General features: G+C 43.3%; 24 protein-coding genes, 9 tRNA genes, 2 rRNA genes and 1 riboswitch (1 of these 36 running past the window's edge). Of the genes, 6 read left to right on the top strand and 29 right to left on the bottom strand.

What is annotated here, in order from left to right; all coding sequences use genetic code 11:
- The 12 genes from ACZ5AE_RS01370 to ACZ5AE_RS01315 form a co-directional block, all read right to left on the bottom strand.
- A 23S ribosomal RNA gene (locus ACZ5AE_RS01370) occupies positions 1 to 712 on the bottom strand; it reaches 2,224 nt to the left of the window's first position.
- A gap of 202 nt (positions 713 to 914) precedes the next feature.
- Positions 915 to 2,464, bottom strand: a 16S ribosomal RNA gene (locus tag ACZ5AE_RS01365).
- Together the 16S and 23S rRNA genes with 9 tRNA genes alongside form the textbook arrangement of a ribosomal RNA operon.
- 113 nt (positions 2,465 to 2,577) lie before the next feature.
- Positions 2,578 to 2,651, bottom strand: a tRNA-Gly gene (locus ACZ5AE_RS01360).
- Positions 2,652 to 2,665: 14 nt separating this feature from the next.
- A tRNA-Pro gene (locus ACZ5AE_RS01355) sits at positions 2,666 to 2,742 on the bottom strand.
- A gap of 22 nt (positions 2,743 to 2,764) precedes the next feature.
- Positions 2,765 to 2,838: transfer RNA gene (locus ACZ5AE_RS01350), tRNA-Arg, on the bottom strand.
- A gap of 59 nt (positions 2,839 to 2,897) precedes the next feature.
- Positions 2,898 to 2,983 (bottom strand) — tRNA-Leu (locus ACZ5AE_RS01345).
- 63 nt (positions 2,984 to 3,046) lie between these two features.
- Positions 3,047 to 3,131, bottom strand: a tRNA-Leu gene (locus tag ACZ5AE_RS01340).
- A gap of 6 nt (positions 3,132 to 3,137) precedes the next feature.
- Positions 3,138 to 3,212 (bottom strand) — tRNA-Gln (locus ACZ5AE_RS01335).
- Positions 3,213 to 3,275: 63 nt separating this feature from the next.
- Positions 3,276 to 3,347 (bottom strand) — tRNA-Glu (locus ACZ5AE_RS01330).
- A gap of 12 nt (positions 3,348 to 3,359) precedes the next feature.
- Positions 3,360 to 3,450 (bottom strand) — tRNA-Ser (locus ACZ5AE_RS01325).
- Between the two features lie 4 nt (positions 3,451 to 3,454).
- Positions 3,455 to 3,529 (bottom strand) — tRNA-Asn (locus tag ACZ5AE_RS01320).
- Positions 3,530 to 3,648: 119 nt separating this feature from the next.
- Positions 3,649 to 4,125 carry a SprT family protein gene (locus ACZ5AE_RS01315; RefSeq protein ID WP_464568776.1) on the bottom strand — a complete coding sequence of 159 codons (477 nt, stop codon included), beginning with the start codon at positions 4,123 to 4,125 and terminating at the stop codon, positions 3,649 to 3,651.
- Positions 4,126 to 4,219: 94 nt separating this feature from the next.
- On the opposite strand from ACZ5AE_RS01315, the gene cmpA reads away from it, so the two are divergent.
- Entirely contained in the window at positions 4,220 to 4,330 is a 111-nt protein-coding gene (gene cmpA, locus ACZ5AE_RS01310; protein WP_213120929.1) for a cortex morphogenetic protein CmpA, read from the top strand.
- A 91-nt stretch (positions 4,331 to 4,421) separates the two neighbouring features.
- Here the strand turns inward: cmpA and ACZ5AE_RS01305 are convergent, their stop codons facing one another.
- The 6 genes from ACZ5AE_RS01305 to acpS all read right to left on the bottom strand — a co-directional run bounded on the left by ACZ5AE_RS01305 (position 4,422) and on the right by acpS (position 10,658).
- Entirely contained in the window at positions 4,422 to 6,596 is a 2,175-nt protein-coding gene (locus ACZ5AE_RS01305) for a Tex family protein (RefSeq protein ID WP_464568774.1), read from the bottom strand.
- 343 nt (positions 6,597 to 6,939) lie between these two features.
- Positions 6,940 to 7,290 carry a type II toxin-antitoxin system endoribonuclease NdoA gene (gene ndoA / locus ACZ5AE_RS01300; RefSeq protein WP_007083556.1) on the bottom strand — a complete coding sequence of 117 codons (351 nt, stop codon included), beginning with the start codon at positions 7,288 to 7,290 and terminating at the stop codon, positions 6,940 to 6,942.
- 4 nt (positions 7,291 to 7,294) lie between these two features.
- Positions 7,295 to 7,576 (bottom strand): CopG family ribbon-helix-helix protein, encoded by a 282-nt coding sequence (locus ACZ5AE_RS01295; protein ID WP_213120931.1) that lies wholly within the window; start codon positions 7,574 to 7,576, stop codon positions 7,295 to 7,297.
- A gap of 184 nt (positions 7,577 to 7,760) precedes the next feature.
- The gene (alr, locus tag ACZ5AE_RS01290; protein ID WP_464568768.1) at positions 7,761 to 8,918 is read right to left on the bottom strand and encodes an alanine racemase; all 1,158 of its coding nucleotides are present in this window, start codon (positions 8,916 to 8,918) and stop codon (positions 7,761 to 7,763) included.
- A gap of 208 nt (positions 8,919 to 9,126) precedes the next feature.
- Positions 9,127 to 10,140, bottom strand: coding sequence for a LolA family protein (locus tag ACZ5AE_RS01285; RefSeq protein ID WP_464568766.1), 1,014 nt, complete (start codon positions 10,138 to 10,140; stop codon positions 9,127 to 9,129).
- Between the two features lie 164 nt (positions 10,141 to 10,304).
- Positions 10,305 to 10,658, bottom strand: coding sequence for a holo-ACP synthase (gene acpS, locus ACZ5AE_RS01280; protein ID WP_464573502.1), 354 nt, complete (start codon positions 10,656 to 10,658; stop codon positions 10,305 to 10,307).
- 288 nt (positions 10,659 to 10,946) lie between these two features.
- On the opposite strand from acpS, the gene ACZ5AE_RS01275 reads away from it, so the two are divergent.
- On the top strand, positions 10,947 to 11,333 hold the full coding sequence (locus ACZ5AE_RS01275; RefSeq protein ID WP_464568764.1) for a rhomboid family intramembrane serine protease: 387 nt from the start codon (positions 10,947 to 10,949) through the stop codon (positions 11,331 to 11,333).
- 204 nt (positions 11,334 to 11,537) lie between these two features.
- Here the strand turns inward: ACZ5AE_RS01275 and ACZ5AE_RS01270 are convergent, their stop codons facing one another.
- From ACZ5AE_RS01270 to ACZ5AE_RS01250, 5 genes are all read right to left on the bottom strand, one after another.
- Entirely contained in the window at positions 11,538 to 12,992 is a 1,455-nt protein-coding gene (locus ACZ5AE_RS01270; protein WP_464568762.1) for a PH domain-containing protein, read from the bottom strand.
- Complete coding sequence (locus ACZ5AE_RS01265) at positions 12,982 to 13,461, bottom strand: PH domain-containing protein (RefSeq protein WP_464568758.1); 480 nt, start codon at positions 13,459 to 13,461, stop codon at positions 12,982 to 12,984. The genes ACZ5AE_RS01270 and ACZ5AE_RS01265 overlap by 11 nt, the downstream gene beginning before the upstream one ends.
- A gap of 127 nt (positions 13,462 to 13,588) precedes the next feature.
- On the bottom strand, positions 13,589 to 14,551 hold the full coding sequence (gene uvsE / locus ACZ5AE_RS01260) for a UV DNA damage repair endonuclease UvsE (protein WP_464568756.1): 963 nt from the start codon (positions 14,549 to 14,551) through the stop codon (positions 13,589 to 13,591).
- A gap of 97 nt (positions 14,552 to 14,648) precedes the next feature.
- Positions 14,649 to 16,127 (bottom strand): DEAD/DEAH box helicase, encoded by a 1,479-nt coding sequence (locus ACZ5AE_RS01255; protein ID WP_464568754.1) that lies wholly within the window; start codon positions 16,125 to 16,127, stop codon positions 14,649 to 14,651.
- A gap of 218 nt (positions 16,128 to 16,345) precedes the next feature.
- The gene (locus tag ACZ5AE_RS01250; protein WP_464568751.1) at positions 16,346 to 17,035 is read right to left on the bottom strand and encodes an alpha/beta hydrolase; all 690 of its coding nucleotides are present in this window, start codon (positions 17,033 to 17,035) and stop codon (positions 16,346 to 16,348) included.
- On the opposite strand from ACZ5AE_RS01250, the gene ACZ5AE_RS01245 reads away from it, so the two are divergent.
- Complete coding sequence (locus ACZ5AE_RS01245) at positions 17,012 to 17,134, top strand: hypothetical protein (RefSeq protein ID WP_464573760.1); 123 nt, start codon at positions 17,012 to 17,014, stop codon at positions 17,132 to 17,134. The genes ACZ5AE_RS01250 and ACZ5AE_RS01245 overlap by 24 nt on opposite strands.
- Here the strand turns inward: ACZ5AE_RS01245 and ACZ5AE_RS01240 are convergent.
- The 3 genes from ACZ5AE_RS01240 to ACZ5AE_RS01230 form a co-directional block, all read right to left on the bottom strand.
- Entirely contained in the window at positions 17,115 to 18,491 is a 1,377-nt protein-coding gene (locus ACZ5AE_RS01240; RefSeq protein WP_464568749.1) for a UDP-N-acetylmuramoyl-tripeptide--D-alanyl-D-alanine ligase, read from the bottom strand. The genes ACZ5AE_RS01245 and ACZ5AE_RS01240 overlap by 20 nt on opposite strands.
- Before the next feature lie 102 nt (positions 18,492 to 18,593).
- On the bottom strand, positions 18,594 to 19,670 hold the full coding sequence (locus ACZ5AE_RS01235) for a D-alanine--D-alanine ligase (protein WP_464568747.1): 1,077 nt from the start codon (positions 19,668 to 19,670) through the stop codon (positions 18,594 to 18,596).
- Between the two features lie 173 nt (positions 19,671 to 19,843).
- Complete coding sequence (locus ACZ5AE_RS01230; protein WP_464568745.1) at positions 19,844 to 20,620, bottom strand: hypothetical protein; 777 nt, start codon at positions 20,618 to 20,620, stop codon at positions 19,844 to 19,846.
- 288 nt (positions 20,621 to 20,908) lie between these two features.
- On the opposite strand from ACZ5AE_RS01230, the gene mgtE reads away from it, so the two are divergent.
- The 3 genes from mgtE (at position 20,909) to uptA (ending at position 24,296) form a co-directional block, all read left to right on the top strand.
- The gene (gene mgtE, locus ACZ5AE_RS01225) at positions 20,909 to 22,255 is read left to right on the top strand and encodes a magnesium transporter (RefSeq protein ID WP_464568743.1); all 1,347 of its coding nucleotides are present in this window, start codon (positions 20,909 to 20,911) and stop codon (positions 22,253 to 22,255) included.
- Between the two features lie 120 nt (positions 22,256 to 22,375).
- Positions 22,376 to 23,560 (top strand): FtsW/RodA/SpoVE family cell cycle protein, encoded by a 1,185-nt coding sequence (locus tag ACZ5AE_RS01220; RefSeq protein ID WP_464568741.1) that lies wholly within the window; start codon positions 22,376 to 22,378, stop codon positions 23,558 to 23,560.
- Positions 23,561 to 23,702: 142 nt separating this feature from the next.
- Positions 23,703 to 24,296: an undecaprenyl phosphate transporter UptA gene (gene uptA / locus ACZ5AE_RS01215; RefSeq protein ID WP_464568739.1), complete on the top strand. Its 594-nt coding sequence runs from the start codon at positions 23,703 to 23,705 to the stop codon at positions 24,294 to 24,296.
- A gap of 517 nt (positions 24,297 to 24,813) precedes the next feature.
- On the opposite strand, the gene ACZ5AE_RS01210 is transcribed toward uptA, so the two are convergent.
- The 3 genes from ACZ5AE_RS01210 to ACZ5AE_RS01200 form a co-directional block, all read right to left on the bottom strand.
- On the bottom strand, positions 24,814 to 25,128 hold the full coding sequence (locus ACZ5AE_RS01210; protein WP_464568737.1) for a DMT family transporter: 315 nt from the start codon (positions 25,126 to 25,128) through the stop codon (positions 24,814 to 24,816).
- Positions 25,128 to 25,469 carry a DMT family transporter gene (locus ACZ5AE_RS01205; protein ID WP_464568735.1) on the bottom strand — a complete coding sequence of 114 codons (342 nt, stop codon included), beginning with the start codon at positions 25,467 to 25,469 and terminating at the stop codon, positions 25,128 to 25,130. Before ACZ5AE_RS01205 ends, ACZ5AE_RS01210 begins: the two co-directional genes overlap by 1 nt.
- A 65-nt stretch (positions 25,470 to 25,534) precedes the next feature.
- Positions 25,535 to 25,682: riboswitch (guanidine-I (ykkC/yxkD leader) on the bottom strand.
- Positions 25,683 to 25,753: 71 nt separating this feature from the next.
- On the bottom strand, positions 25,754 to 26,272 hold the full coding sequence (locus ACZ5AE_RS01200) for a methylated-DNA--[protein]-cysteine S-methyltransferase (RefSeq protein WP_464568733.1): 519 nt from the start codon (positions 26,270 to 26,272) through the stop codon (positions 25,754 to 25,756).
- Between the last annotated feature and the right edge of the window lie 57 nt (positions 26,273 to 26,329).

Raw genomic sequence — 26,329 nt, 5'->3', positions numbered from 1 at the left:
CGACTACATACTATTTCGCCCTATTCAGACTCGCTTTCGCTGCGGCTCCGTCTCTTCAACTTAACCTCGCATGCAATCGTAACTCGCCGGTTCATTCTACAAAAGGCACGCCATCACCCATGAACGGGCTCTGACTACTTGTAGGCACACGGTTTCAGGTTCTCTTTCACTCCCCTTCCGGGGTGCTTTTCACCTTTCCCTCACGGTACTGGTTCACTATCGGTCACTAGGGAGTATTTAGCCTTGGGAGATGGTCCTCCCTGCTTCCGACCGGATTTCACGTGTCCGGCCGTACTCAGGATCCACTCAGGAGGGAACGAAGTTTCGACTACAGGGCTTTTACCTTCTATGGCCGGCCTTTCCAGACCGCTTCATCTACCCCGTTCCTTTGTAACTCCATGTTGAGTGTCCTACAACCCCGAAAGGCAAGCCTTTCGGTTTGGGCTGTTCCCGTTTCGCTCGCCGCTACTCAGGGAATCGCGTTTGCTTTCTCTTCCTCCGGGTACTTAGATGTTTCAGTTCCCCGGGTCTGCCATCAATACCCTATGTATTCAGGTAAAGATACTGCTCCATTACGAACAGTGGGTTTCCCCATTCGGAAATCTTCGGATCGGCGCTTACTTACAGCTCCCCGAAGCATATCGGTGTTAGTCCCGTCCTTCGTCGGCTCCTAGTGCCAAGGCATTCACCGTGCGCCCTTTCTAACTTAACCTAAAAGGTTTTTACTCTTAAAAATAAGAGAGAAAAACTAAAATGGCGATTACTCGGTTCTTACTTGGTTACTTCTTCTTTTACGATTATCTAGTTTTCAAAGAACGAAAGTTTTGAGAGATAATTCCCTCAAAACTAAACAAACAAGAAACAATCAAACAAACGTGTATTGTCTGGCTCATAGGTCCAGCTTATATCCTTAGAAAGGAGGTGATCCAGCCGCACCTTCCGATACGGCTACCTTGTTACGACTTCACCCCAATCATCTGTCCCACCTTAGGCGGCTGGCTCCTTACGGTTACCCCACCGACTTCGGGTGTTACAAACTCTCGTGGTGTGACGGGCGGTGTGTACAAGGCCCGGGAACGTATTCACCGCGGCATGCTGATCCGCGATTACTAGCGATTCCGGCTTCATGCAGGCGAGTTGCAGCCTGCAATCCGAACTGAGAATGGTTTTATGGGATTGGCTCCACCTCGCGGCTTCGCTGCCCTTTGTACCATCCATTGTAGCACGTGTGTAGCCCAGGTCATAAGGGGCATGATGATTTGACGTCATCCCCACCTTCCTCCGGTTTGTCACCGGCAGTCACCTTAGAGTGCCCAACTGAATGCTGGCAACTAAGATCAAGGGTTGCGCTCGTTGCGGGACTTAACCCAACATCTCACGACACGAGCTGACGACAACCATGCACCACCTGTCACTCTGTCCCCCGAAGGGGAAATTCCTATCTCTAGGAGTGTCAGAGGATGTCAAGACCTGGTAAGGTTCTTCGCGTTGCTTCGAATTAAACCACATGCTCCACCGCTTGTGCGGGCCCCCGTCAATTCCTTTGAGTTTCAGCCTTGCGGCCGTACTCCCCAGGCGGAGTGCTTAATGCGTTAGCTGCAGCACTAAAGGGCGGAAACCCTCTAACACTTAGCACTCATCGTTTACGGCGTGGACTACCAGGGTATCTAATCCTGTTTGCTCCCCACGCTTTCGCGCCTCAGCGTCAGTTACAGACCAGAAAGCCGCCTTCGCCACTGGTGTTCCTCCACATCTCTACGCATTTCACCGCTACACGTGGAATTCCGCTTTCCTCTTCTGCACTCAAGTCCCCCAGTTTCCAATGACCCTCCACGGTTGAGCCGTGGGCTTTCACATCAGACTTAAAGGACCGCCTGCGCGCGCTTTACGCCCAATAATTCCGGACAACGCTTGCCACCTACGTATTACCGCGGCTGCTGGCACGTAGTTAGCCGTGGCTTTCTGGTCAGGTACCGTCAAGGTACCGGCAGTTACTCCGATACTTGTTCTTCCCTGACAACAGAGCTTTACGACCCGAAGGCCTTCATCGCTCACGCGGCGTTGCTCCATCAGACTTTCGTCCATTGTGGAAGATTCCCTACTGCTGCCTCCCGTAGGAGTCTGGGCCGTGTCTCAGTCCCAGTGTGGCCGATCACCCTCTCAGGTCGGCTACGCATCGTCGCCTTGGTGAGCCGTTACCTCACCAACTAGCTAATGCGCCGCGGGCCCATCTGTAAGTGTCAGCCGAAACCGACTTTCAACCTTCCCTCATGCGAGGGAAGAAATTATCCGGTATTAGCTCCGGTTTCCCGAAGTTATCCCAGTCTTACAGGCAGGTTGCCCACGTGTTACTCACCCGTCCGCCGCTAATCAACAGGAGCAAGCTCCTATTGATTCGCTCGACTTGCATGTATTAGGCACGCCGCCAGCGTTCGTCCTGAGCCAGGATCAAACTCTCCAATAAAGTTGAGTTGATTAGCTCAAAAATGTTACGTTGGCTTTGTTTCATTCGAAACCAATATTATTGTTTGTTGACGTTTTTGTTTGTTTAGTTTTCAAAGAACTATCATTCTAAAGTGGAGCGGGTGATGGGAATCGAACCCACAACAACAGCTTGGAAGGCTGTGGTTTTACCACTAAACTACACCCGCATATAAAATTATGATGGTCGGGAAAACAGGATTCGAACCTGCGACCCCTTGGTCCCAAACCAAGTGCTCTACCAAGCTGAGCTATTTCCCGATATTGGAGTTGAACTTTATAACGCGCCCGACAGGAGTCGAACCCATAACCTTCTGATCCGTAGTCAGACGCTCTATCCAATTGAGCTACGGGCGCTCTTTTAAATCAACTTTTATATCTTAACACATTCGATTTATGATGTCAACATGTTTTTTTGGTGCGGCCGAGAGGACTTGAACCTCCACGGTGTTGCCACCACTAGGCCCTCAACCTAGCGCGTCTGCCATTCCGCCACGACCGCATTTTAAATTAGTGACAAAGAAAATCATAACATGTTTCCTGAAGTTTTTCAACAGGAAATTATTGGTGCGGGTGAAGGGAGTCGAACCCCCACGCCTTGCGGCGCCAGATCCTAAGTCTGGTGCGTCTGCCAATTCCGCCACACCCGCATAAAATGGCTGGGCTAGCAGGATTCGAACCTACGAATGACGGAGTCAAAGTCCGTTGCCTTACCGCTTGGCTATAGCCCAATATATATTATTTTTTAAAAGAGAAAGAAACAGGAAATGACTTTATTCATTCCCCATTCCTGATGACCCCTACGGGATTCGAACCCGTGTTACCGCCGTGAAAGGGCGGTGTCTTAACCGCTTGACCAAGGGGCCGATATTTTCACCTGGCGGAGAAGGAGGGATTTGAACCCTCGCGCCGCTTACGCGACCTACACCCTTAGCAGGGGCGCCTCTTCAGCCACTTGAGTACTTCCCCAATATGGCTCCGCAGGCAGGATTCGAACCTGCGACCGATCGGTTAACAGCCGATAGCTCTACCACTGAGCTACTGCGGAATAATAACAAATATGACGTTGTTTAATAAGGTGTTGCCCTATCGACTCTTTAAATTATAATGACGTCTCTATCTAAAGTCAATACGAACTTTCATAGAAATAAATGGTTTTTCAAACTTTCATTCCAACAGATATTCTCTAACCTTTTCTAATTTCCCTTTGCACTTTCCACAAACATAGCGACTTGTATCTATGCTTCTTCTACGCTGATATGGAAGACTGCACTTTGTACATTTATATAAAAGGATTTTTTTAGCTTTACGTTTTCTTTTTGGGGCATCCGGAAGCTGATTGCAAAACCTTGGTGCTCCCACCTTTTTTAAGAGTGTTTTAAAATCTAAATCACGATGCTTGTATCCCTTACCTTCAAGATGAAGATGATAGTGAACGAGCTCATGTTTAATGATCCCAATTAATTCTTGTTCGCCAAGCTGCTCCAAATACTTTTTATTAATTTCGATATTATGTGTCCCCAAAAGGTATCTGCCGCCAGTTGATCTGAGCCGAGAATTAAAGGTTGCCTTATGTTTGAATGGCTTCCCAAAGTACTCCAATGAGATTTTTTCCACCATCAATTGAAGCTCTAAATCCTTCATTTAAGGTTCCCTCACTTTCTTTGCGAACGTGACAACCTATTATAGCATATATTGTATATACCCTTGTGGAGAAACTTTTCGGGAGGTTTGATTTATGCCTACTTGGTTTCAAAACCAAATGAAAAGAGCATTTTATGAAAAAAATCGATATCAAATCAAGCTGTTAAATCAATGCTGGTTTTTTTACAGAAAAAAACACTGCTAAGCAGTGTTTTCGCTTTTTGCTTTTTAACACATATATTTCAACTATGCCTTTTTCTTCGTCATAACGGACTCGCGCAATCAGCGAGTTTTTATTATTTTGCTGGAGGAAGCATCGTTAAGGCTACCCGGCCTTTTTTCATATCAACCGAATCTACCCAGACGGTTACTACATCCCCTACCGAAACAATATCGAGCGGATGTTTGACGAATCGATTGCTTAGTTTTGAAATATGAACAAGCCCGTCCTGTTTAACCCCAATATCTACAAAAGCTCCGAAATCAACAACATTTCTAACAGTACCTTGGAGCTCCATTCCGGATTTTAGGTCTTCTAGTTTTAGAACATCTTTTTTCAAAAGCGGACGCGGCAAGTCGTCACGCGGATCACGTTCCGGTCTTACAAGTGCGTCAACAATATCCTTCAATGTTAACTCACCAATGGACAACTCTTCAGAAACTGACTTCAAATCAAGGCCGTTCAAGGCAGATTTCAACTCTTCAGACCCTAGGTGAGCCGTTGTAAAGCCAAGGTTTTTAAGTAGTTTTTCTACCTCTTTGTAATTTTCCGGGTGAATTCCGGTCCGGTCCAGTGGCTGTTTTCCATCTAATACCCTCAGGAAGCCCACCGCTTGTTCATAGGTCTTTGCACCAAGGCGAGGAACCTTTTTTAATTGCGAGCGGCTGGTGAATTTCCCTTCCTCATCGCGCATTTTCACAATATTATTGGCAGCTGTTTTATTAAGGCCAGCGACATACTGAAGTAAGGAAGATGAAGCAGTATTCACATTCACGCCGACCTGGTTAACTGCCGTTTCCACGACGAAATGGAGTGATTCGGACAAAAGTTTCTGCGATACATCATGCTGGTATTGGCCGACACCTACTGATTTCGGATCTATTTTAACCAATTCCGCAAGCGGGTCCTGCAGACGGCGGGCAATTGACACGGCACTCCGTTCTTCTACCTGGAAGTCCGGAAATTCCTCTCTTGCAAGATCGGAAGCAGAATACACACTTGCCCCGGCTTCATTCACAATTAGATAAAAGATTTCTCCCTCAACTTCTTTTAAAATATCAGCTACGAATTGCTCTGTCTCTCTAGAAGCCGTCCCGTTTCCGATTGCAACCATCTCAACCTTATAGTCCAGCAATATTTTAATAAACTTGTCTTTTGCTTCCTCAAGTTTCGCCTTCGGCGGGTGCGGGTAAATGACATCAATCTTTAAGACCTTCCCGGTTTCATCCACAACCGCCAGCTTACAGCCTGTCCGATAGGCAGGGTCTACACCTAAAACGATTTTTCCCTTTAAAGGCGGCTGGAGGAGAAGGTTTCTCAAATTCTCTGAGAATATATGAATAGCTTGGGTCTCCCCCTTTTCTGTCAACTCACTGCGGATTTCTCGCTCAATTGATGGCTGGATTAATCTTTTATAGCCGTCTTCGATTGCTTCCAATACAAATGAAGCTGCCGGTGAGTGCTCCTTTTTAACCCATTTTCTGGACAAATACGAGATGATAATATCTGGGTTAATTTTGATATACACTCTTAGAATGTCTTCTTTTTCACCGCGGTTTAAGGCAAGGATACGGTGAGGAACAATTTTATTTACAGGCTCTTCATATTCGTAGTACATTTCGTATACGTTTTTCTCGTCCTTTTCCGCTTCCTTTACAACAGAGACAACCGCACCGGATTTAAAGGTTTCCCGGCGGATCCATTTTCGGCCCTCCGCATCGTCAGACACCATTTCCGCAACAATATCCTTTGCGCCGGCTAGCGCCTCTTCAATTGTAAGAACTTCTTTTTCTTCTGATAAAAATTCCTTCGCCTTTTCTTCAACACTTTCTTTTGGGAATGTCAGCAGCCATTCCGCAAGCGGCTCTAAGCCTTTTTCTTTAGCTATTGTAGCCTTGGTTCGTCTCTTTTGTTTATAGGGACGGTATAGGTCTTCCACCTCTTGGAGCTTTTCAGCCTTTACGATGCTTTTTTGGAGTTCCTCGGTCAGCTTTCCTTGTTCCGCAATGATCCGGAGAACTTCTTCTTTTCTTTGCTCGAGGTTTTGTATGTATTGCCAGCGATCTAAAATATTTCGAATTTGCACCTCATCTAGGGCACCGGTCATTTCTTTACGATAGCGAGCGATGAATGGGACTGTATTTCCTTCATTCAGCAAGGAAATGACATTTTTCACTTGTTTATGGCTGATTGCCAATTCAGCTGAAATTTTTCCTAACAGCTGATCGTCTTTTATTACTGTTTCGGTCACTTAACTATTCCTCCATTCATTTTATATCCATTGTAGCAAATTAAAAGTGCCGTTTCATTATTAAGAGGCAGGGAGGAGCTCTCGTTACTGTCGGATATTATTGGCGGATAAGACCCACTTACTGTCGTATAGCCTCTCGTTACTGTCGCGACGCCAGCGGATAACTTCCTATTACTGTCGCATAACCAACTGTTACTGGCGGATAATCCTTTTTTCACTGTCGCCCATCCGACGTTACTGGAATTAAAAACAGAAAAGGCAAGCTTCTGTGAGCTTGCCTAAGCAATATGAGGGCAGAATTATGTACGAAAAAACGCTCCTTTTTCACAAAGAGCGTTTTAAGTTAAAATTCGATGAGACCAAGACTAACCTGCAAGGCTTCATCCACTTTTTCCATCATTTCGTCATCGAGATGGGTAATTTTATCGGTTAACCGCTGCTTATCAATTGTGCGAATCTGCTCTAACAGAATGACTGAGTCGCGTTCAAATCCGTAGCGCTTCGCATCAATTTCAACATGAGTAGGGAGCTTCGCTTTCTGAATTTGAGCTGTAATCGCTGCAACAATCACTGTGGGACTAAACCGATTCCCGATGTCGTTTTGGATGACTAGTACAGGGCGGACGCCGCCTTGTTCAGAACCAACAACTGGGGAAAGGTCCGCAAAATAAACGTCACCACGCTTGACAATCAAGGGATTATCCTCCGCTTACAAGACGTTCAACAGTATGCTCTGCCTCATATTCTGCTTGAAATGCTTCTGATGCAATTCGTAGATTAATCTTTGCCATTTCCATGTATCCACGTCTCATGGATTCGCGAATTTGTCTCGTTTTTCGTTCGCGTAAATACATTTTTGTTGCTTGGTAGATAAACTCACTGCGGTTTACATTTTCCTGTTTTACGAAGCCATCTAATTCAGTTAATAGATGCTGCGGTAATTTTACCAAGATTTCCGTAGTTGCGCTGGATTCAGACACCCAACATACACCTCCACCATCACTACACACCATTTTTTTATCTATACCATATTTTATAATATCACTAAAAGCCCCTCGTGCATAGACTAAATATGATTCCTATTGTATTATAAGCCAACTAAACAAGCTTTTATGCACAAATTACCGCAATATCATAAATATGTTTCCTATGCATGATTTACACCTATATCAGGTAATTTTTTATCTCGACAATTCTTTCATTTTTTTTATAGATGCGCGGCACCCTGCTCGCAATGATACAAGGTATCTCGTAGTTAATGGTGTCAAGCTTTGCGGCAATTTCATTAACCGAAATTAGCTGGTCACCATCGCTGCCAATTAACGTGACGGTTGTGCCAACAGGAAACTCAAAAGGAAGACGAATCATACACTGATCCATACATACCCTGCCGACGATTGGCACGCGAAGTCCAGCGATAAGGACCTCTTGCCCTTGAAGCCTGCGAATCCATCCATCTGCATACCCGATTGGCAAGGTGCCTATCCATTCTTCCTGCTCACTTTCATATGTGGCCCCGTAGCTTACCTTGTTGCCTTTTGGCAGCTTCTTAATATGGACAAGCTTTGTCTTTAACGAAAAAGCCTCTTTTAGTGAAAAGGGAATTTCCTGTTCCATTTCCGGGGATGGGGTTAACCCGTACATCACAATTCCAAGCCTGACAGCATTGAAATAGGCCTTTGGAAACCGGATAGCCGCTGCACTGTTGCTGGCATGAATATACTTTGGCCGTTCATCCAATGTGCCAATCAGTGTTTCGAACTTGCTTAGCTGCTCATTGAAATAAGCAGTTTCCAACTCATCAGCTGTTGCGAAATGCGTAAAAATCCCTTCAAACAAAAATCGACTATCAGCTGCAATGGTTTGTTCAACTGCTTTTAATTCTTCGACAGTGCGGACACCGATCCGTCCCATTCCTGTATCCAGTTTCACATGGACCTTTAGCTGCTCATCTCTATTCAACTGATGCTTTGCTTCCTCGAGCCATTCCTTTTGAAAAACAGTCAGGGTGATATTATTTTGAACAGCCACTGAGGCGTCACATGGACGAGAAGCTCCTAAAACAAGTATGGGTGCTATTATCCCTTTTTTTCGCAGTGCAATTGCTTCATCTATAAAGGCTACCGCCAAATAAACCGCCCCTGCATTCAGTGCCGTTTCAGCCACTTGGATATCCCCGTGGCCATAGGCATTTGCTTTCACAACGGCAAAAAGGTCCACCCCATCAGGCAGTTGTTTTTTGACAGCTATGACATTCTCTGCAACACAATCCAAATCTACTTCTACCCATGTATCCCGATAAAAAGAGTCTTGTTCTCCCATGATTCCACTTCCTAAAAACATTAATGTCAGTTTATTATAGCATATAAATGAAACCTCACTGATTGGCAAGTCCAAAGGTACAGTTCTGAGATTAGTTTAATTTATAATTCCCTATTAGCACAAAAAACAGGCCCCTAAGAGCCTGCTGGTGTAAATTATTGGTCCCAATCAGCGCCAGGCGGAACACCTTCGCAGCTTGAAACCTTATTTATTTTACCGCTTCCCCTTGAACGGACTTAGCGATCTCGACCATCTCTTCTTTCGTCAGGTTTTTCGAGGCAATCATATAATCGACTCCACCCTGTGACCAGGTAATTGAATGGTCAGTAACAGCCCCAATCGTAATGCCTAGGTCCACCAAATCACCTTCTACATAAGTTGGGGTAGTTGAGGCCACCTTCGATTTCACCTTTTCCTGAACAAGGGTGAATGATTTTTTACCGTCATAAGTGAGGACAACTCGTTTTCCATCCTCAATCTTGACTGATTTTTCTTCAATCAGTTTTGTACCTTTAATTTCATATGTCGGATACTTAACTGTAAAGGCCTTGTCTCCTCCATCTGCCATCGCCGGCATATTAAGTTCTGCACGGGTCATGTTCTTCTTCATATCGAAGTCGTCCTTGTCAAAGCTAGCGTTGAATTTAACCTTTGTAAATTCAACTGTTACAAGGGCATTTCGGTCAGGGTCCATCACTTTAACGACTGCTGGTGACAAATCCTTTTTATTCAGCTTAATTTCTTGGATTGGAAGCATACTATTATTTTGATAGCGGGTTTTAGTTTCAAAAATGTAGTGTTCTTTTGTAGCAGAAAACTTGGCATCTTTATCAGCCACAATGTCTTTAATTAATGATTCATAAAGATAAGCCTGGCTGCTGTTTTGCGGCCAATCGCTTTGGAAGCGGAAGCTCTTTTTCAAGGCAGGTGTTAACACAAATACGCCTTCATTATTTCTTAAAATCATTTGGCTCTGGTCTTTTTCCGCATTTTTTAGGTTAACACGGTAAAAATTTGGATCCATATGCCAGATTTCCACATTGTAAACCTGAGAATCCGACCCCATTTTGAGAGTCATTTTTGCTTCAGCTTTATAGCTTGATAAGTCCTTTTGCTTTCCATTTAAATCTTTTATCACATCATCCTGTGATTTAGACCCGCAGGCAGCGAGCATGAAGATTGCGATCAGCCCCGTGATGAGCAGCACTAACTTTTTCCTCATTCCTTCAACCCCTTCTTGTCTCATTTCAGTGTATTGAGAAGAGAAAGGCAGGGATCAGGCATGATAACCAAAATGACCAAGCTGACCTTGTCTCTCCTTTTTCCCTATGAATATATGAGACAACCTTGGGGAATATGCTAACGGGGCTGACATGCTTTTTTTATTTAGTTACCCTCTTCAATCACAACTTGGGCAACAGCGTAATCCCTACTATGGGAAATGGACAAATAGGCACATACTTCCGGCTTTATAATGACTGGTTTGCCCAACTCATCCGAACTAATTTCGATGTCCAAAAAGGAAAGGTCTTTACCAATCCCCGTTCCAATCGCTTTTGAAAAGGCCTCTTTTGCTGCAAATCTTCCAGCTAAAAATTCGACCTTTCGACGCTCTGCTAATTCTGAAAATCTTTGTTTTTCGCCCGCAGTCAAAACCCGGTCGATAAATTTGGGCTGCCGGCTGATGATCTCGTGAACTCTTGAAAGTTCAATAATATCAATACCAATTCCTTTAATCATCGCTAATCTTCCTTCTATTTCATTTCCTGTCAGCATAATAGTGTACAAGATAAAATAATAGTCTATGATGGTAGTAAGAGGTGGAAAATAATGTTTACTCGAACTGAAAGTCTTCGCGAGTTTCTTCGCTTTTATCCGGTGGTTTCTATTATAGTGGTCATTCATCTCATTCTTTTTATCTGTACCATTATACCAATATTCCCAAACTCCTGGTTTATTGAAACCCTCTCCGGGGTCAATCTTTACATTATGGAGGGCGAGTATTGGCGGCTGATTACACCGATCTTTATGCACAGTGGTTTCTCCCACATGCTGTTTAATAGTTTTGCCCTTGTTTTATTCGGACCAGGGTTGGAGCAAATGCTCGGCGGCACACGATTTTTAATTGTTTATTTGGTTTCCGGATTGGCCGCCAATGTTGCCACCTTGCTGCTTGAGGCGCTCACCTATACACATGTCGGATCAAGCGGGGCGATATTTGGGCTGTTCGGCTACTATTTGGCCCTTACTTTTTTCAAAAAAAATACACTTTCCAAAGCAAATTCGCAAATAATCATCTCACTTACAGTTATCAGCTTAGTAATGACATTTCTTGAACCTAACGTGAATATTACCGCCCATCTTTTTGGGCTGCTGGGCGGGCTCTTGCTTGGGGCAGTTTCACGTCAAAAGTAAATGAAAACTCGCCGATTGGCAAGTCCGATAGGACGAAGACAGAGGCGTAGTTGAATTTATGCGTTAGGAAGGTATAAATTTGGAAAAATTTATACTTTTCTATTAGCTAAATGAAAACTCGCCGATTGGCAAGTCCGTTAGGCCGGTTCATGAGGAGCAGTTGAATTTATACTTTCTTATTAGCCAAGAATAGACAAGGAAGCTTCAACTGCGCGCTGCCTCCCTGTTTTTCTGGTCCTTAGAGTACCAGCCGAAAATCTTCTCTGCCTCGTTTTTTTCCATATCGATAACTGTCCCGCCGGCACCGCCTAATCCTGATTTCACATTGGCCTCAACGGTCCCCAAATCTTTAATTCGTTGAAAGTAACTTTCCCTTATTTCCAGGCTTTGAATTTTGTTTTTCTTCATAAAGACAGTGGTGCGGTTGGTGGTCTGAAATCTAAGGGTCAGCTGTTGACCATCCAAACTCCAGCCTGCAGCTTTATACTTAAGTATGGCCCAAAATGTAAATAAGCCAATTAGGAACAGCGAAAAGAGACCCCACATTTTGAAAAAAAAGATGGCTGCCGCCGCAATTGGAACCGGAATGAACCAGCTGCGGAAGATATAACGCCTTAACGCCCGCTTCGGGACTGGAGTGAAGAACGTCGTGAAATGATACTCCGGTAAGTAAGGGCCTATTACGGAAGACAATTCCCTTACCTTCATGATTGGCAGCAGGATGACATTTGCGCCATCCTTGTTCTCAATGGATCCCCCGGCACTTTCGACATACACAGTTCCATAGCCAAGCAATTGCCTTATTGGATTTTCACTGATTCTTATAGCTTGAATCCGGTTTAAAGGAATGGTGATTTGTTTTTTCTCAAGAAACCCTTGTGAAATAACGAAGTCTTTTTTTGTTTTAACTACCGTGAAATTCGCATATTTCAGCATCGTCATCACTAAAGCAATCAGCCATGCCAGAAAAAAGCCGACGAAAACAAGGACGGCAATCAGAAGGAGATTGTGAACCGCCAAATCTTCCAACCCGCCAAAGATCTTTTTAAAAGGGATGAAATCATCAAACTGGGAAAGCAGTGCGAATAAAGCAGATATCACCACCCCGATGCCTCCTGATGTTAACGATAAGAGCAATAATTGCGGTGTGGTTATTTTAAAAATCGGCTTGACCGCTTGGCAGCTAGCTGCTTCCAAATCACCCATTTTTGCTGCTGCGACATACTCTTGAATAAGCTTTGCCTCTTCCTTGGTAATGGCTGAAAGAACAGCCTCCGCTTCCTCATCTCCACTTGAGCCGGCGGTTTCAATCTGTACCTTTACAAGCCCAAACAGCTGCTGCAAAATGCCTTCTGTCAAATCGATGCTTTGGATTCGTTCAAAGGGGATATAACGTTTTTTGCGAATGAAAATCCCGTATTCAATTCGAAGCTCATTATTTTCAAATCGATAAGTATATTTTAACCAAGAAATTAGCCCAGAGATAAAAGTGAAAATAACTACAACAAAGCCGATACCAAGTGTAATTAATAGAGATTCCTTGCCTTCTCGCCCTCCTGAAAAAAATATTGCAGCTAAAGGGATGAAAAGGTTCCTTAATCTTTTTCCGGAATTAATGACGCTGGCGATGGGGTGAAGCCGTTTTGGCTCAGACATCATCTTCTGCCACTCTTGCCAATTTTGAAATATATAGTCGTAATTCTTCCGCTTCACTTTCCTCCAGGGCAGGGATTTCATGAGCGGCAGCCGCCGTATGGACGATGACCGATGCCAGCTTATATTTTCTTAGAATTGGTCCCTGTACAGTATCGACGTGCTGAACACGAACCATCGGTACGAGCGTGCGACTAATGATAAAAATCCCTTTCAAGAGTTCAATTTCTTCTTCGCGGACCTCGTACCGCCAGCGTTTCCATCTGATTGATGGGAATAAGAAAATATGTAAATAGGTTAATATGATGGCAAGCGCTACAAGGATACCGGACACCCAATTTGGTCCGTCAAATATATGTATTATTATGATGGCCGTTACATCTATTGCCCACTCTATGGCTGCTTTTATAACACCAGAAATGCGCCATACTTTCAGGGCTCTTTCCGATATGCGTTTTTGCGGTTCTGTCTGCATCCTATTCCCCCTCCCTTTAATAAGACACTTTTCCCCTCCCATAAACCCTTCTAGCCGTATGATTCTCCAAAGAAGAAGATGGAAATCTCCCACATACAAGTATACAAAGAAACGAATGGAAGCTCTACTATTCCATCAGAAAACTTGACTGATCCAGCCTTTTTAGTCCGCTGACTCCTTGAAGATCCCGAGAAAGTTGAAAGAGGGCGGCATCCTTTTGCTTCGCTTCAATCATGCAATGAATCTCGGGAACAGTCCCCTCGACACCCCTAAGGAACCGAAGAAACATTTCTGGGTCAACATAATCCGCATGAGCACGAAAGTCACGTTCGGACCGCGGGCTAGAAATATGCATTTTTATTGGCAGGGGAGAGCCCTTCCAGGTCTCCACCACTCGCCCCCAATCCTCCTGCCAATTTTCGTCCTCATGATTAGCCAGATGATGGTGATAATCAAACACCATGGGAATGCCCAGTTTTTCACAAAGATATAAGGTCTCTTTAACGGTAAATGTCGTATCATCATTTTCCAACATAATCATTCTTTGAATGGAGGGTGAAATATAGGCCCAGTTATGAATAAATAACTCGAGAGCCTTTTCCTTATCATCATAGCCGCCTCCGACATGAAGGACACAGCGATGTTCTGTGTCGATTTCCATTCCCTTCAGCAGTGCTTTATGCATAATAAGCGTCCTCAATGAGTTTTTTAAAATTTCTTTATCCGGTGAATTAAGAACTACAAAATGGTCAGGATGGAAATCAATTCTTAAAGGATGCTTCTTGATATATTGCGCAAGTTCTTTAAGAGGCTCCTTTAATGGTTTTATATAATTCCAATCGAGTAGCTCCTCATGGTTGGCAAGTGGTATGAGCCGCGAGCTTAACCGAAAAAAGTGAACTTGATTGGCATCATTATGTTTTAGGAGGCGGAGGCAATTATGTAGATTCGATTCAGCGATTCTCTCGAGCTTACGAATAGCTGCATCCCTGTCGTTAATTTTGCTAAATTGCGCAAATGTCATTGTTTGCGATGGTGATGCATTTTGAAGTTCCACACTCATGGCTACATATCCAAGACGTATAATCATGTTAAATCCTCCAAATGGTATTTAACATGTAGTCTTCCCTTTTTGCAAATATAAAAAAGCATGGACACAGTCAGCATCCATGCTTTAATACTTTATCTTAATATGTTTTTGATTTTGGTTTGCCGCCGCCGGTTCTTCTTTCACTGCGAGGTTTTACTGGAGCCTTTTTTCTGCGATCAGAATTATAGTTCCGTGAATCGTCTCTTCTTCGGCGATCTCCTCCACGGTCATGTGGTCTTCTTTCCTTTTTCGACGGAAGCGGAGCCTCTTCAGTCAATCTAACTGGTGTTGTATCAGGCTCTTTTGTCAGCATTTTCAACACTGCTGCAACAACCGTTGAAGCATCATTAGCTTCCAGTAACTCTTCTGCTGCATTCTTATAATAATGAAGATTGTTGGATTCAATCGTCTGCAGGATTTTATCAACAACTGCCCGTTGCTGGCCTTCCAATGCCTCATCAAGGGTTGGCGGCTTCATACGTTCCATTTTGCGCTTCGTTGTTTTTTCCACCACAAATAAATATGGCTTTTCACGTGGTGTGATAAAAGTCATTGCTACACCCGTTTTGCCGGCACGACCTGTACGTCCGATGCGGTGTACATAGCTTTCCGGATCCTGCGGGATATCAAAGTTATAAACATGGGTAACTCCCGAAATATCAAGTCCCCTTGCCGCTACGTCAGTTGCAACAAGAACATCGATAGTACCTTCTTTAAACTTACGTAAAACAGAAAGGCGTTTCGCCTGGCTTAAATCACCATGAATGCCTTCTGCAGTATAGCCACGAAGGTTCAAGGCTTCGGATAACTCATCGACACGGCGCTTCGTCCGCCCAAACACAATCGCTAATTCCGGTGATTGGATATCAAGAAGTCTGGTTAAAACATCAAACTTATTCTTTTCCTGCACTTCAACATAGTATTGTTCAATCAATGGAACCGTCATTTCCTTCGTTTTCACACGGACAATCTGCGGGTCCTTCATAAACTTTTCAGCAATTCGTTGGATTGGCCCTGGCATGGTCGCAGAAAAAAGTAATGTTTGGCGCCCTTCTTCCGGAACTCCTGCAAGGATAGATTCAATATCCTCGATAAATCCCATGTTCAGCATTTCATCGGCTTCATCCAGAATTACTGTCTGAATTTGGTCAAGACGCATGGTTTTTCTGTTAATATGGTCAAGAATCCTGCCTGGTGTCCCAACAATGATATGCGGCGCTTTTTTTAATGAACGGATTTGCCGTCCAATATCCTGTCCGCCATAAATCGGCAGAACCCGGACTCTTTTACCTGCACCTATTTTATAAAGCTCTTCGGATACCTGGATAGCAAGCTCCCGAGTCGGGGCAATAATAATCCCTTGAATCGCTTCTTGTTTTGTATCAATTTTTTCAACTAATGGAATCCCAAAGGCTGCGGTTTTACCCGTGCCTGTCTGAGCCTGGCCAATTACGTCTTTATTTGCCAAGCTTAATGGAATTGTCTCTGCCTGAATAGGAGTGGCTTCTTCAAAACCCATTCTAAGGACGGCTTTTAACGTAGCCTGGCTAATGCCTAAATCTTCAAACTTCGTCAATGTATTCTCTCCTTCATCTATTTAACAATATTTTTAATATCTAAAGCTAAATCTATTCGCCCGATACCGATCAAGTAACATCTTTATTTTACCAAAAAAAAGACATTCCTCCCAAGGAGTATGCCCATTTTTCACCAATCTTTAGACACATTGCTACTAATGATAACATTATCAATAGTATTATGCAAATAAAGTTTGGAGGGTTCATGCCTTATCGTTTAAGAATTACTCAAAAAATTCAGCACCTGAGAAAAGAGAATATTCCGCTTTTCACAGTGGCAAATATGATGTTTGGAATCCCTTATAAAGGTAATCCTTTTTTCCTTTGCACCAATCGTTCGATATAAATATTCCGCGCTTTTAGGCGGGACAATCCCGTCGGATTCCCCTTGGGCGATAAAGGTCGGCACCGTTACCTGATTCAGCATCGGCCGGATGTAGGAAACAAGCCGGCGAAATTCCAGCGTGGCCGCAATTGGTGTCTCAGTTATTTTTCTTTTATAGCGCAGGAAAAGCTCATTATTGCGGATACTGCCGGTAAATATATCCTTAATAAACATCTTTACATCAGCCGCGAGTTGTTTTGGATGAATATAGTAGGCAGCGGCACTAAGTAAAACGAGCTTGTCCACGGGATAATGTGCTGCAAGAAAGCTGGCGATCAAGCCGCCCATGGAAAAACCAACGATATACACTTCATCGCAAATTTCCAGAAGGTCCTTCAATTCTTCCTCGGCATGGCGGATCCATTCCTGGTAATGAACTCCTTTTAAGCGAAGGACATCACCATGTCCAGGCAGCGTAGGAACACGAAAAACCCATTCCGTACGGTTTTTTAAATACTCCACCAAGGGCTCCACTTCATATGGGGCGCCCGTAAAACCATGAATGCACAAGCAGCCTATCATCCCTTTGTCACCTGCCCAATGGCCAAAAGCGGATTAACATCAGGTCTGCCAGAGACTCAAGTAACCGCTCAGCCAATCCTTATTTTTGCAGCGCCTTGACAACTTCCTCCAATTTCATTCCTCTTGATGCCTTAACAAGCACTAGCGTTTGCCCATTTACATATTTATCTAACGACTGAATTAATTCCTCTTTATCAAGAAAAGCAAATACTCTATCCTCACCCAATACATTTCTTGCCCCCGCTGCAATATGGCTGCCAAGTTGTCCATAGGTGAACAGGAGCTCAATTTTGTCAGCATTTAACCCTTCACCAATTTGCAAATGATACTGCTCCTCCTGCGGCCCAAGCTCGAGCATGTCGCCGAGAACAAGGATTTTCCGCTCATAGCCCTGAAGGTTGGACACTAATTCAATGGCCGCCATCATAGACGTAGGGCTGGCATTATAAGCATCGTTAATAATTTTTTCCCCACGCTTTCCTTCCACAAGCTCCATCCGCATATTCGTCAGTTTGGTTGTTTTTAAGCCCTCATTTATTTCTTCAAAGGAAACGGAAAAATATCGGGCAATCAGCATCGCCGCGAGTGCATTTAAAATATTGTGTGTCCCTAAAACCGGCAATTCAAAGGTTTTATCAGAAGCATTAATTTTGAAGCTATTCCCATGTTCAAGCTGTGTAATCTCAGTTGGAAATAAATCATTTGCATCACTTCTGCCGAAGGTTTGAACTTGAACATCTCCTTTAAATTGATGAATGCGCTCCATCAACAGCGGCTCATCACCATGGAGTACAGCCAGTCCGCCTTTCCGAAGCCCCTGAAGAATTTCAAGTTTGGCTTCAGCAATCCCTTCTCTTGATCCAAGGTCAAGCAGGTGGGATTCACCGATGTTAGTAATGACAACGGCATCAGGACAGGCCAGTTTGGTAAGGAATTCAATTTCCCCGCGGCCGCTCATGCCCATTTCCAGGACAGCTATCTCCGTATCCTCATTTAAGCCAAGCACTGTTAAAGGAAGACCGAGATGATTGTTGTAATTACCTTCCGTTTTTTGGACCTTATATTTATGTGACAATAAACTTGCGGTCATGTCCTTTGTTGTAGTTTTCCCATTACTTCCTGTAATTCCCACTACTTTAACAGACAATTCCTGCCGATATTTGCGCGCCAAATCCTGCAACGCCGCAAGGCTGTCATCAACAATCAAAAGCGGCAGCCCTTGCGGCGGATTCGGGATATCTTTTTGCCAAAGTGCAGCGCCGGCACCTTTCATGATGGCTTCTTCTACATATTTATGGCCGTCAACCTTCTCACCTTTAAATGGAACAAATAGGTTGCCAGGTTCAATTTTTCTGGAATCAATCGTTACACCTGCAATAACGATGTCAAGATATGACGTGATATCATTTTGCGCAGAGACCATTTCGGCAATCTGTTTTAACGATCGTTTAATCATGATTAACTCCTCCACATATGTCTAATTTATAAAAATGGACACGGCAAAAACAGCCGTGTCAAATGTTGTTTTTAGCCTAAGCTAGCGCTAGCGTTTTAATTTTTAAAAAGTATATTTAATCTGTTGCTTTTCGGCATGTCTTTCTTTGGCTAGGTCCACAAGCCGCTCAATTAATTGCGGATATTCTACTCCGGTGTGCTTCCAGAGCAGCGGGAACATGCTAAATGGCGTGAAGCCTGGCATCGTGTTCACCTCATTAATTAACACCTTGCCATCTTGTGTTAAAAAGAAGTCAGCCCGGACCAATCCTGAACAGTCAAGCGATTTAAAGGCACGGATTGCCATGTCTTTCATTTCTGCATATACATCCTCAGGTATCTCCGCCGGAATAATCAAGGCCGTTTCCCCATCTTCATATTTCGCCTTATAGTCATAAAAGTCCTTTTTCGGGACAATTTCTCCAGCAACGGAGCATTCTGGTGTATCATTGCCAAGAACAGCAATCTCTACTTCGCGGGCAGTGACACCCTCTTCAATAATGACTTTTCGGTCAAATTGGAATGCCTCTGAAAATGCAGTATCAAGCTCAGCTCGGTTGCGGCATTTGCTGATTCCGACACTCGAGCCCAGATTGGCCGGCTTTACGAAGCATGGATAGCCAAGCTCCTTCTCCACCTGTTCGTAAGCTTCCTCTTTGGCGGCGTGCCATTCACTCTTAATAAAAGAAACATAGTTTACCTGCCCAAGACCTGCTTGTGCAAATATATTTTTCATCACGACTTTATCCATCCCCGCTGCTGAAGCCAAAACACCGTTTCCGACATACGGCAGGTTAAGGATTTCCAATAACCCTTGAACGGTTCCGTCTTCCCCATTCGGTCCATGCAAAAGCGGAAAAATGACATCAAGCGAAGCGTTCTCTTGGTTCTCTGATTGGAATAGAGCAGGCGATAAAGCAGCCGGCACTTGACTGTCAGCGGAATATGCCAGTTCCTTTACTGTTTCAGCCGGTTCCGTTAGCTGTGGACCTTTAATCCAGCGGCCTTCAACATTTATATAAATTGGGTGAATTTCAAATTTTTCAAGATCTAATGCTTTCATAACAGCAAGAGCCGTTTGTAATGACACCTGATGCTCTGCGGATTTTCCTCCGTAAAGCAATCCTAATTTTGTTTTCATTTTGAAAACCTCCATCTATTCATTCACATTTTATTTTATCACTTTCTTTAATCAGAAAGGAAATTCGATATACCTATGTTTACTTGTTTTTAAAATTATATTATGAAGCCCATAGTTTGTTTGTTTCCTCTTGGTTTTCCCACGACAAAATGAGGCTGACTTATAGGTCAGCCTCAAACAACGTTAAGCTTCCATTCTTTTGTTTTTTTGTCAAAGATAATTTTTGCATGATAAGGTTTAGTCCTAATATATTGATATTCCTCATACATATCATCCATATTGGCATAGTCGCCGATCACCCAAATCGGAATTTCAATTCGGGTCCGCTGGGCGTCCGCATCCCTGAACGAAATGCAAATTCCTTCCTTGATGAACGGCGTCAAGGATAGGAGGATTTCCTTATTCACCGGCGTGTATGTCCGTTTTTTCCGGAGTCCAAGCAGCGATTTTTCCGGTTTTATTTCCCCAAGTTTATCGGAAATCACTTCACTTAATAAATGGAAAAAATCCTTGAAGCTTCGGTAATATGTTTTATTAAACCAACCGTCATCATGAGCTAAATAAACGAAACGGTTGCCCAATTTATTGTAGAACGGGATTTTTAAGTGTTGTTTATGGTGGCCTAAGTATAATAATTCCGCCATTTCCTGACCAGAAAGCTCATTTAAAACATCTTCTTCCTGAAAATCAATCCAGCAGAAATCTCCATAACCGTAAACATCATCCGCAGCCAATTTGTTTATTCCTTCTTCTGGACAGTACTCGAGCAGGGTGTGCATGTTAAAATCAGCATCATCATAGCGGTGCTTAAGTAACAGCAGGTGATTTAACGACCCGGAAAAAGCTGCCGCAAATTCGGCGAATTCAATCCCATAGGATAAAACATACTGGTCTGATTGATTTAAATGTAAATAAATAAGGTCCTGTATGTCTTGATGATGCTTTTTCAACGCCAAACTCCTCCGTTCAAACACGTTTTATATTTTATTAGTCGCAGTTTCCATGAAACTTCCAAATGCTTATAGACAATACTTCCTCATTTTATCAAAAAATAGGAAAAATAGCTTATTTCATTTCTTTTACAAAAAATAATATTTGATTAATGATTTAACCTAAAGGTATTACCGATAATGACGTATACTATGGATTAATCCTTTTGACTATTCTATGTTATCCCACCTTTTATAATTTATAGCTGTTTGGACTAAGGAAAGGAATGATCAACCTTGGTTAAAGATATGACGCATGAGGAAATTAGTTTATATATCATCAAAACATTAACTGAAAATAAGAAGGCGGAATTTGAAGCTGTTATTGATGAGCTTCAGCCTTACGATGTCGCAGCAATTTACAAGAGTTTGCCGAAAAAACATAAAGGACGGTTTCTTCTTTATTTAAAAAATGACCTTCTTGCCGACCTAATGGAAGAACTGGATAAATCCGAACAGCTTGAATTGCTGAATATGCTGGGGATTGAGAAATCCAGCAAGGTCCTGGATTTAATGGCCAATGATGATTTGGCCACGCTTCTGCATGAATTGTCCCCTGAAAAAATAAATTCCCTCCTTTCGGAAATGGATACAAAGGAATCTAATGCCGTCAAGGATATCATGAGTTATCCTCCTGAAACAGCTGGAAGAATCATGACGGAAAGGTTTGTTTGGATTCGCAACTATTATACTGTCAGGGAAGCAGTTGATAAGCTCAAATCCTTTGCGGAATTTGCGGAAACGCTGAATTATTTATATGTCATTGACGAAGATAGCAAGCTGGTTGGAGTTGTATCCTACCGCGATTTACTGCTGGCCGGTGAAGGAGACAGAATTGAAAACATTATGTTTGAACGAGTTATTTCTGTTACCGTTACAACAGACCAAGAAGAAGTTGCCAAGACCGTTGAACGCTACGACTTTATCTCCGTACCAGTTGTCGATGAGGAGCATGTGCTGCTTGGGATTATCACGGTTGATGACGTCATTGATGTCGTAATAAAAGAAGCAAATGAGGATATCGAGAAGCTGTCTGCTTCAGGTAAAGCGATCGACTTTGATACAAAAACGCTCGTTGCCGCAGCACGAAGGCTTCCGTGGCTTATCCTGCTTCTGTTCATTGGGCTTATTTCGGGAAGAATCATTTCAAGCTTTGAAGACACGTTGAAGCAGGTAGTTGCCCTTACCTTTTTCATGCCGATGATTGCCGGAATGACCGGAAACACCGGAACGCAATCACTTGCTGTCGTTGTCAGAGGACTTATCTCTCACGATATAGATAAAAAGGTCATCTTTCGTTTAATTTTGAGGGAGCTTGGAGTGGGAATATCCATCGGCGCAACGTGCGCGATATTAATTTCTATCATCGCCTATATTTGGCAGGGCAACCTGACGTTAGGATTTGTAGTCGGCAGCTCACTGTTTTTCACTCTAATTATCGGAACGCTTGCCGGGACCATCATTCCCATTATTCTTTACCGTATAAAAATTGACCCTGCAGTGGCCTCAGGGCCGCTGATAACCACCTTAAATGATATTTTTTCCTTACTCACTTATTTCGGAATTGCAACGATGTTTCTTCATTATTTAATGTGAGACTGAAACTTTTCCTTCGATAGAATCGTTAAATAGTATGACAGATTTTACCTGCGGTGTTGTAGGGTTACCATTTCTTTGTTAGTCTGATATAAATTGTTAAAAAATAAGGTGTGGTCTATGGATAAAGAGATGAAAAAAGCGGACCGTTTTGATTGGACATTAACATTATTATTATTTCTTTTCTTTCTTATCAGCTGTCTAGCAATTTACAGTGCCCAATCGACCGGGCAATACGGAGAACGGAATTTCCTGATCATGCAGGTCTTTTGGTATGTGGTCGGCGCTGCCATTGTTTTGGGGTCCATTCTTTTCGACAGCTATCAGTACCGCAAACTTGCCTGGGTTCTATATGGCTTTGGGATTTTCCTGCTAATCCTGTTAGCAATTGCCCCGCCAAGTATTGCACCCGAGCGGAACGGCTCAAAAAACTGGTTTGTGATTAAAGGGATTGGGACCATCCAGCCCTCAGAGTTCGTCAAAATCTTTTTAATCTTGACCTTAAGCCGGGCAGTTGCCGCTCATCATGAAAAATATCTAGAAAAAACACTGACAACCGACCTGCTGTTGTTGCTTAAGCTTGGCTTTATTACCATAGTGCCTCTTGGTTTAATCGTGGTAGAAGACTTAGGGACAGCCCTGGTCATCTTGGCGATTTTGAGTGGTGTTATCCTTGTTTCCGGCATTTCGTGGAAAATCATCTTGCCCATTTGCAGCGTTGGTGCATCTTTTGTTGCCCTAATCTTTTATCTTGTGTTAAATAAACCGGAAATTCTTGAAAAATATCTACATGTGGAAACCTATCAATTTAATCGAATATATTCCTGGCTTGACCCGGCTAATCATTCATCCGGTTCCAGCTTTCATCTGCTGCAATCATTAAAAGCAATCGGGTCGGGGCTTATTTACGGCAAAGGCTTTACCAATGGGGCGGTCTATGTCCCCGAGGCCCATACTGATTTTATTTTTAGTGTGATCGGCGAGGAATACGGCTTTGTCGGCGGCAGTGTTGTCATTGGACTTTACTTTTTGCTTATTTACCATTTAATTAAAACGGCGCTGGATACGAATGAGCCTTTCAATACCTATGTTTGCACGGGCATTATCTGTATGATTACCTTTCATGTGTTCCAAAATGTCGGCATGACGATTCAAGTGCTCCCGATTACCGGAATTCCCTTGCCCTTTATCAGCTACGGCGGCAGCTCGCTGATGGGGAATATGTTTGCGATGGGTCTTGTCTACAGCATCCGTTATCATCATCGAAACTATATGTTTTCTGCAGAAAAATCATTAAGTTCCTGATTTCTATGTGGCAGCGGCTATTAAGCTGCTTTTCTTTTTAAATGGAATGTCTCGATGAAAAAGACCATATATATTTCTTTATGTGACAAACTATTATAAACTAATAAAAGTGAGAATTTTATTACATATATGTAGGTGTGCTATGGAAAATTTTATTTTTTCAGTGTTGGATTTTTTATCGCAGTTAGGCTATTTCGGGATTGCATTAGGTTTAATGATAGAGGTTATCCCAAGCGAGCTTGTATTAGGATATGGAGGCTACATGATTTCGCTGGGGAAAATTAATTTTGTCGGTGCTGTCATTGCCGGAACCATCGGCGGAACGATTGCCCAGTTGTTTCTTTACTGGGCAGGCTATTATGGCGGCAGGCCCTTTTTGGAAAAATACGGGAAGTACATCCTGATTAAAAAGAAGCATATTGATGTGGCCGAACACTGGTTTGAGAAATATGGAGTAGGCGTCATTTTTACAGCCAGATTCATCCCTGTAGTTCGCCACGCGATTTCCATTCCAGCGGGAATTGCCAAAATGTCCGCGCTAAAGTTCACTCTTTATACCGTGGCGGCGATTATCCCGTGGACCATATTGTTTCTTGTATTGGGCAAGACATTGGGTGCAAACTGGTCGCATATTAAAGAAGCCGCTCAGCCATACGTCATGCCGCTCCTGATCGCAGCTATCGTATTAGGAGTCATTTACTTTTTAATTAAAAAGACGAAGAAAACCACCGACTAGAGTCAGTGGTTTTTGTGTGTGGGGGGGGGGAATCTTGTAGAAGGACCGGGTTGGCAGGTATTATTTGATATATATTCCCCTAATAGCTGGTACCTTATCTTTCGGGACGGTTTCTATTAGACATTTCAGCCGAGGCCCCCTCTCAAAATGTCTTTTATACGATTTCTATCAGACATTTCACACCTAGACTTCTCTCATAATGTCTTTTAGACGGCTTCTATTAGACACTTCACCCCTAGACTTCTCTCATAATGTCTTTTAGACGGCTTCTATTAGACACTTCACCCCTAGACTTCTCTCATAATGTCCTTTAGACGGCTTCTATTAGACATTTCAGCCGAGGCCCCCTCTCAAAATGTCCTTTATACGATTTCTATCAGACATTTCACACCTAGACTTCTCTCATAATGTCTTTTAGACGGCTTCTATTAGACACTTCACCCCTAAACTACTTCTAAAATATCTTTTAAACAGCCCTGCCATTTATTGTTACCCCTTAGGATAGAACTTGATTTGTCTACGAAACCACCTTCAACCCCACCGCAGCACTCAAAACCATGGCAATGAACACTAGTCTCTTCCATTCCCTCGACTCTCCATAAAAGAACATGCCTAATAGGGCCCCGCCTGATGCACCAATACCAGTCCAAATGGCGTAGGCTGTACCCATCGGTAATGTTTTCATCGCATTAGCGAGAAGTAAGAAACTGCCGCCGAAGCCAAGAACTAATAATACAAAGGATTCCCAGTTTCGATCCCTATGCACTTTGTTAATCATCACCACACCAAACATTTCACAAAAACCCGCTAACAACAGAGAAACCCAAGCCATCAGGAATCAGCCCCTTCCTCAGCAGTATCTTTCGTTACTAATTTCAATCCTACAACCCCTGCCAGCAGTACAAGTATTAAAAGGATTTTTACTATATTAAACGGTTCCCCAAAAAAGAGAATATCCGAAATAACCGTACCGGCTGTACCTAATCCTACAAAAACTGCATATACCGTACCTACAGGAAGTTTATTCCCTGCAGCGATTAAAGCATAGAAACTGATAATAATTGACACAACCGTACCGGCCCATTCCCAAACATTATCAGCATGCTTTAATCCTACCACCCAAAACACTTCGAAAAATGCCGCAAGAAACACCTTTACCCATTGTAAATTCATTTCATTCACTCCCTCCCCAAATTTCAGAACAAACAAAAAAAGCCCGGAGATAACTGTTTATCAGTATCTCCCAGGCTTTTATCCCTCCGTGTACACAGAAAAGCGAAAGCCCCTTGACCAGGGGCTGAAGCTGGACAGCTATCCACTCTGTGCGTTTTCTCTCGGACCAGACCAGCGCACGCAATGCGCCACGGAACCCTAGAAAACTTTTCAGCTATTTAATTCATACCGCCATTATAGCACAATTTATTTATGAAATAGTTAGCAGTTTCGGCCATTTTTATCTACAGCATCACCTTATGTGGCGCTTTTTCTTTCATTTTGCGGCCTTCGAGTTCAAGCAGCTGCTGTTTAATCGGGGTATTGCTGCCTGCGTAGCCGGTCAAGCTTCCGCTTTTACCGATTACTCGATGGCATGGGATAATGATGGGCAGCTGGTTCGCCCGGTTGGCTTGTCCAACGGCCCTGACCGCTTTTGGATTGCCAATCGTTTCAGCGACATCCGCATAACTGCGAACTTCGCCATAAGGAATCCTAAGCAGTGCATCCCAAACTTTCTTGCGAAATTCAGTCCCCTCGACGGAAAGCGGTAAGTCAAAATCACGGCGCTGGCCGCCAAAATATTCATCCAATTGCCGGACAGCTTCCTGGCAAAGGGCTGTATCCTCTTGTAAATCAGGGTTTTCTTCCAAAAATTTAGCCCAATCCTCTTCAAACAATTCAATTCTTTTCAGACCAGTTTCGTCTGCAATAACGCGCAATGTTCCAACAGGTGATTGATAGACAGCAAAGCCTAAACTCATTGTAATCGCTCCCGGACCTTGTATTTAACTTTATTATACAAAAAATAAAGAAGACTT

Source organism: Neobacillus sp. S1227 (assembly GCF_055385255.1).
The sequence above is the reverse complement of the archived record's forward strand: the minus strand, read 5'-3'. Positions and strand labels throughout refer to the sequence as shown.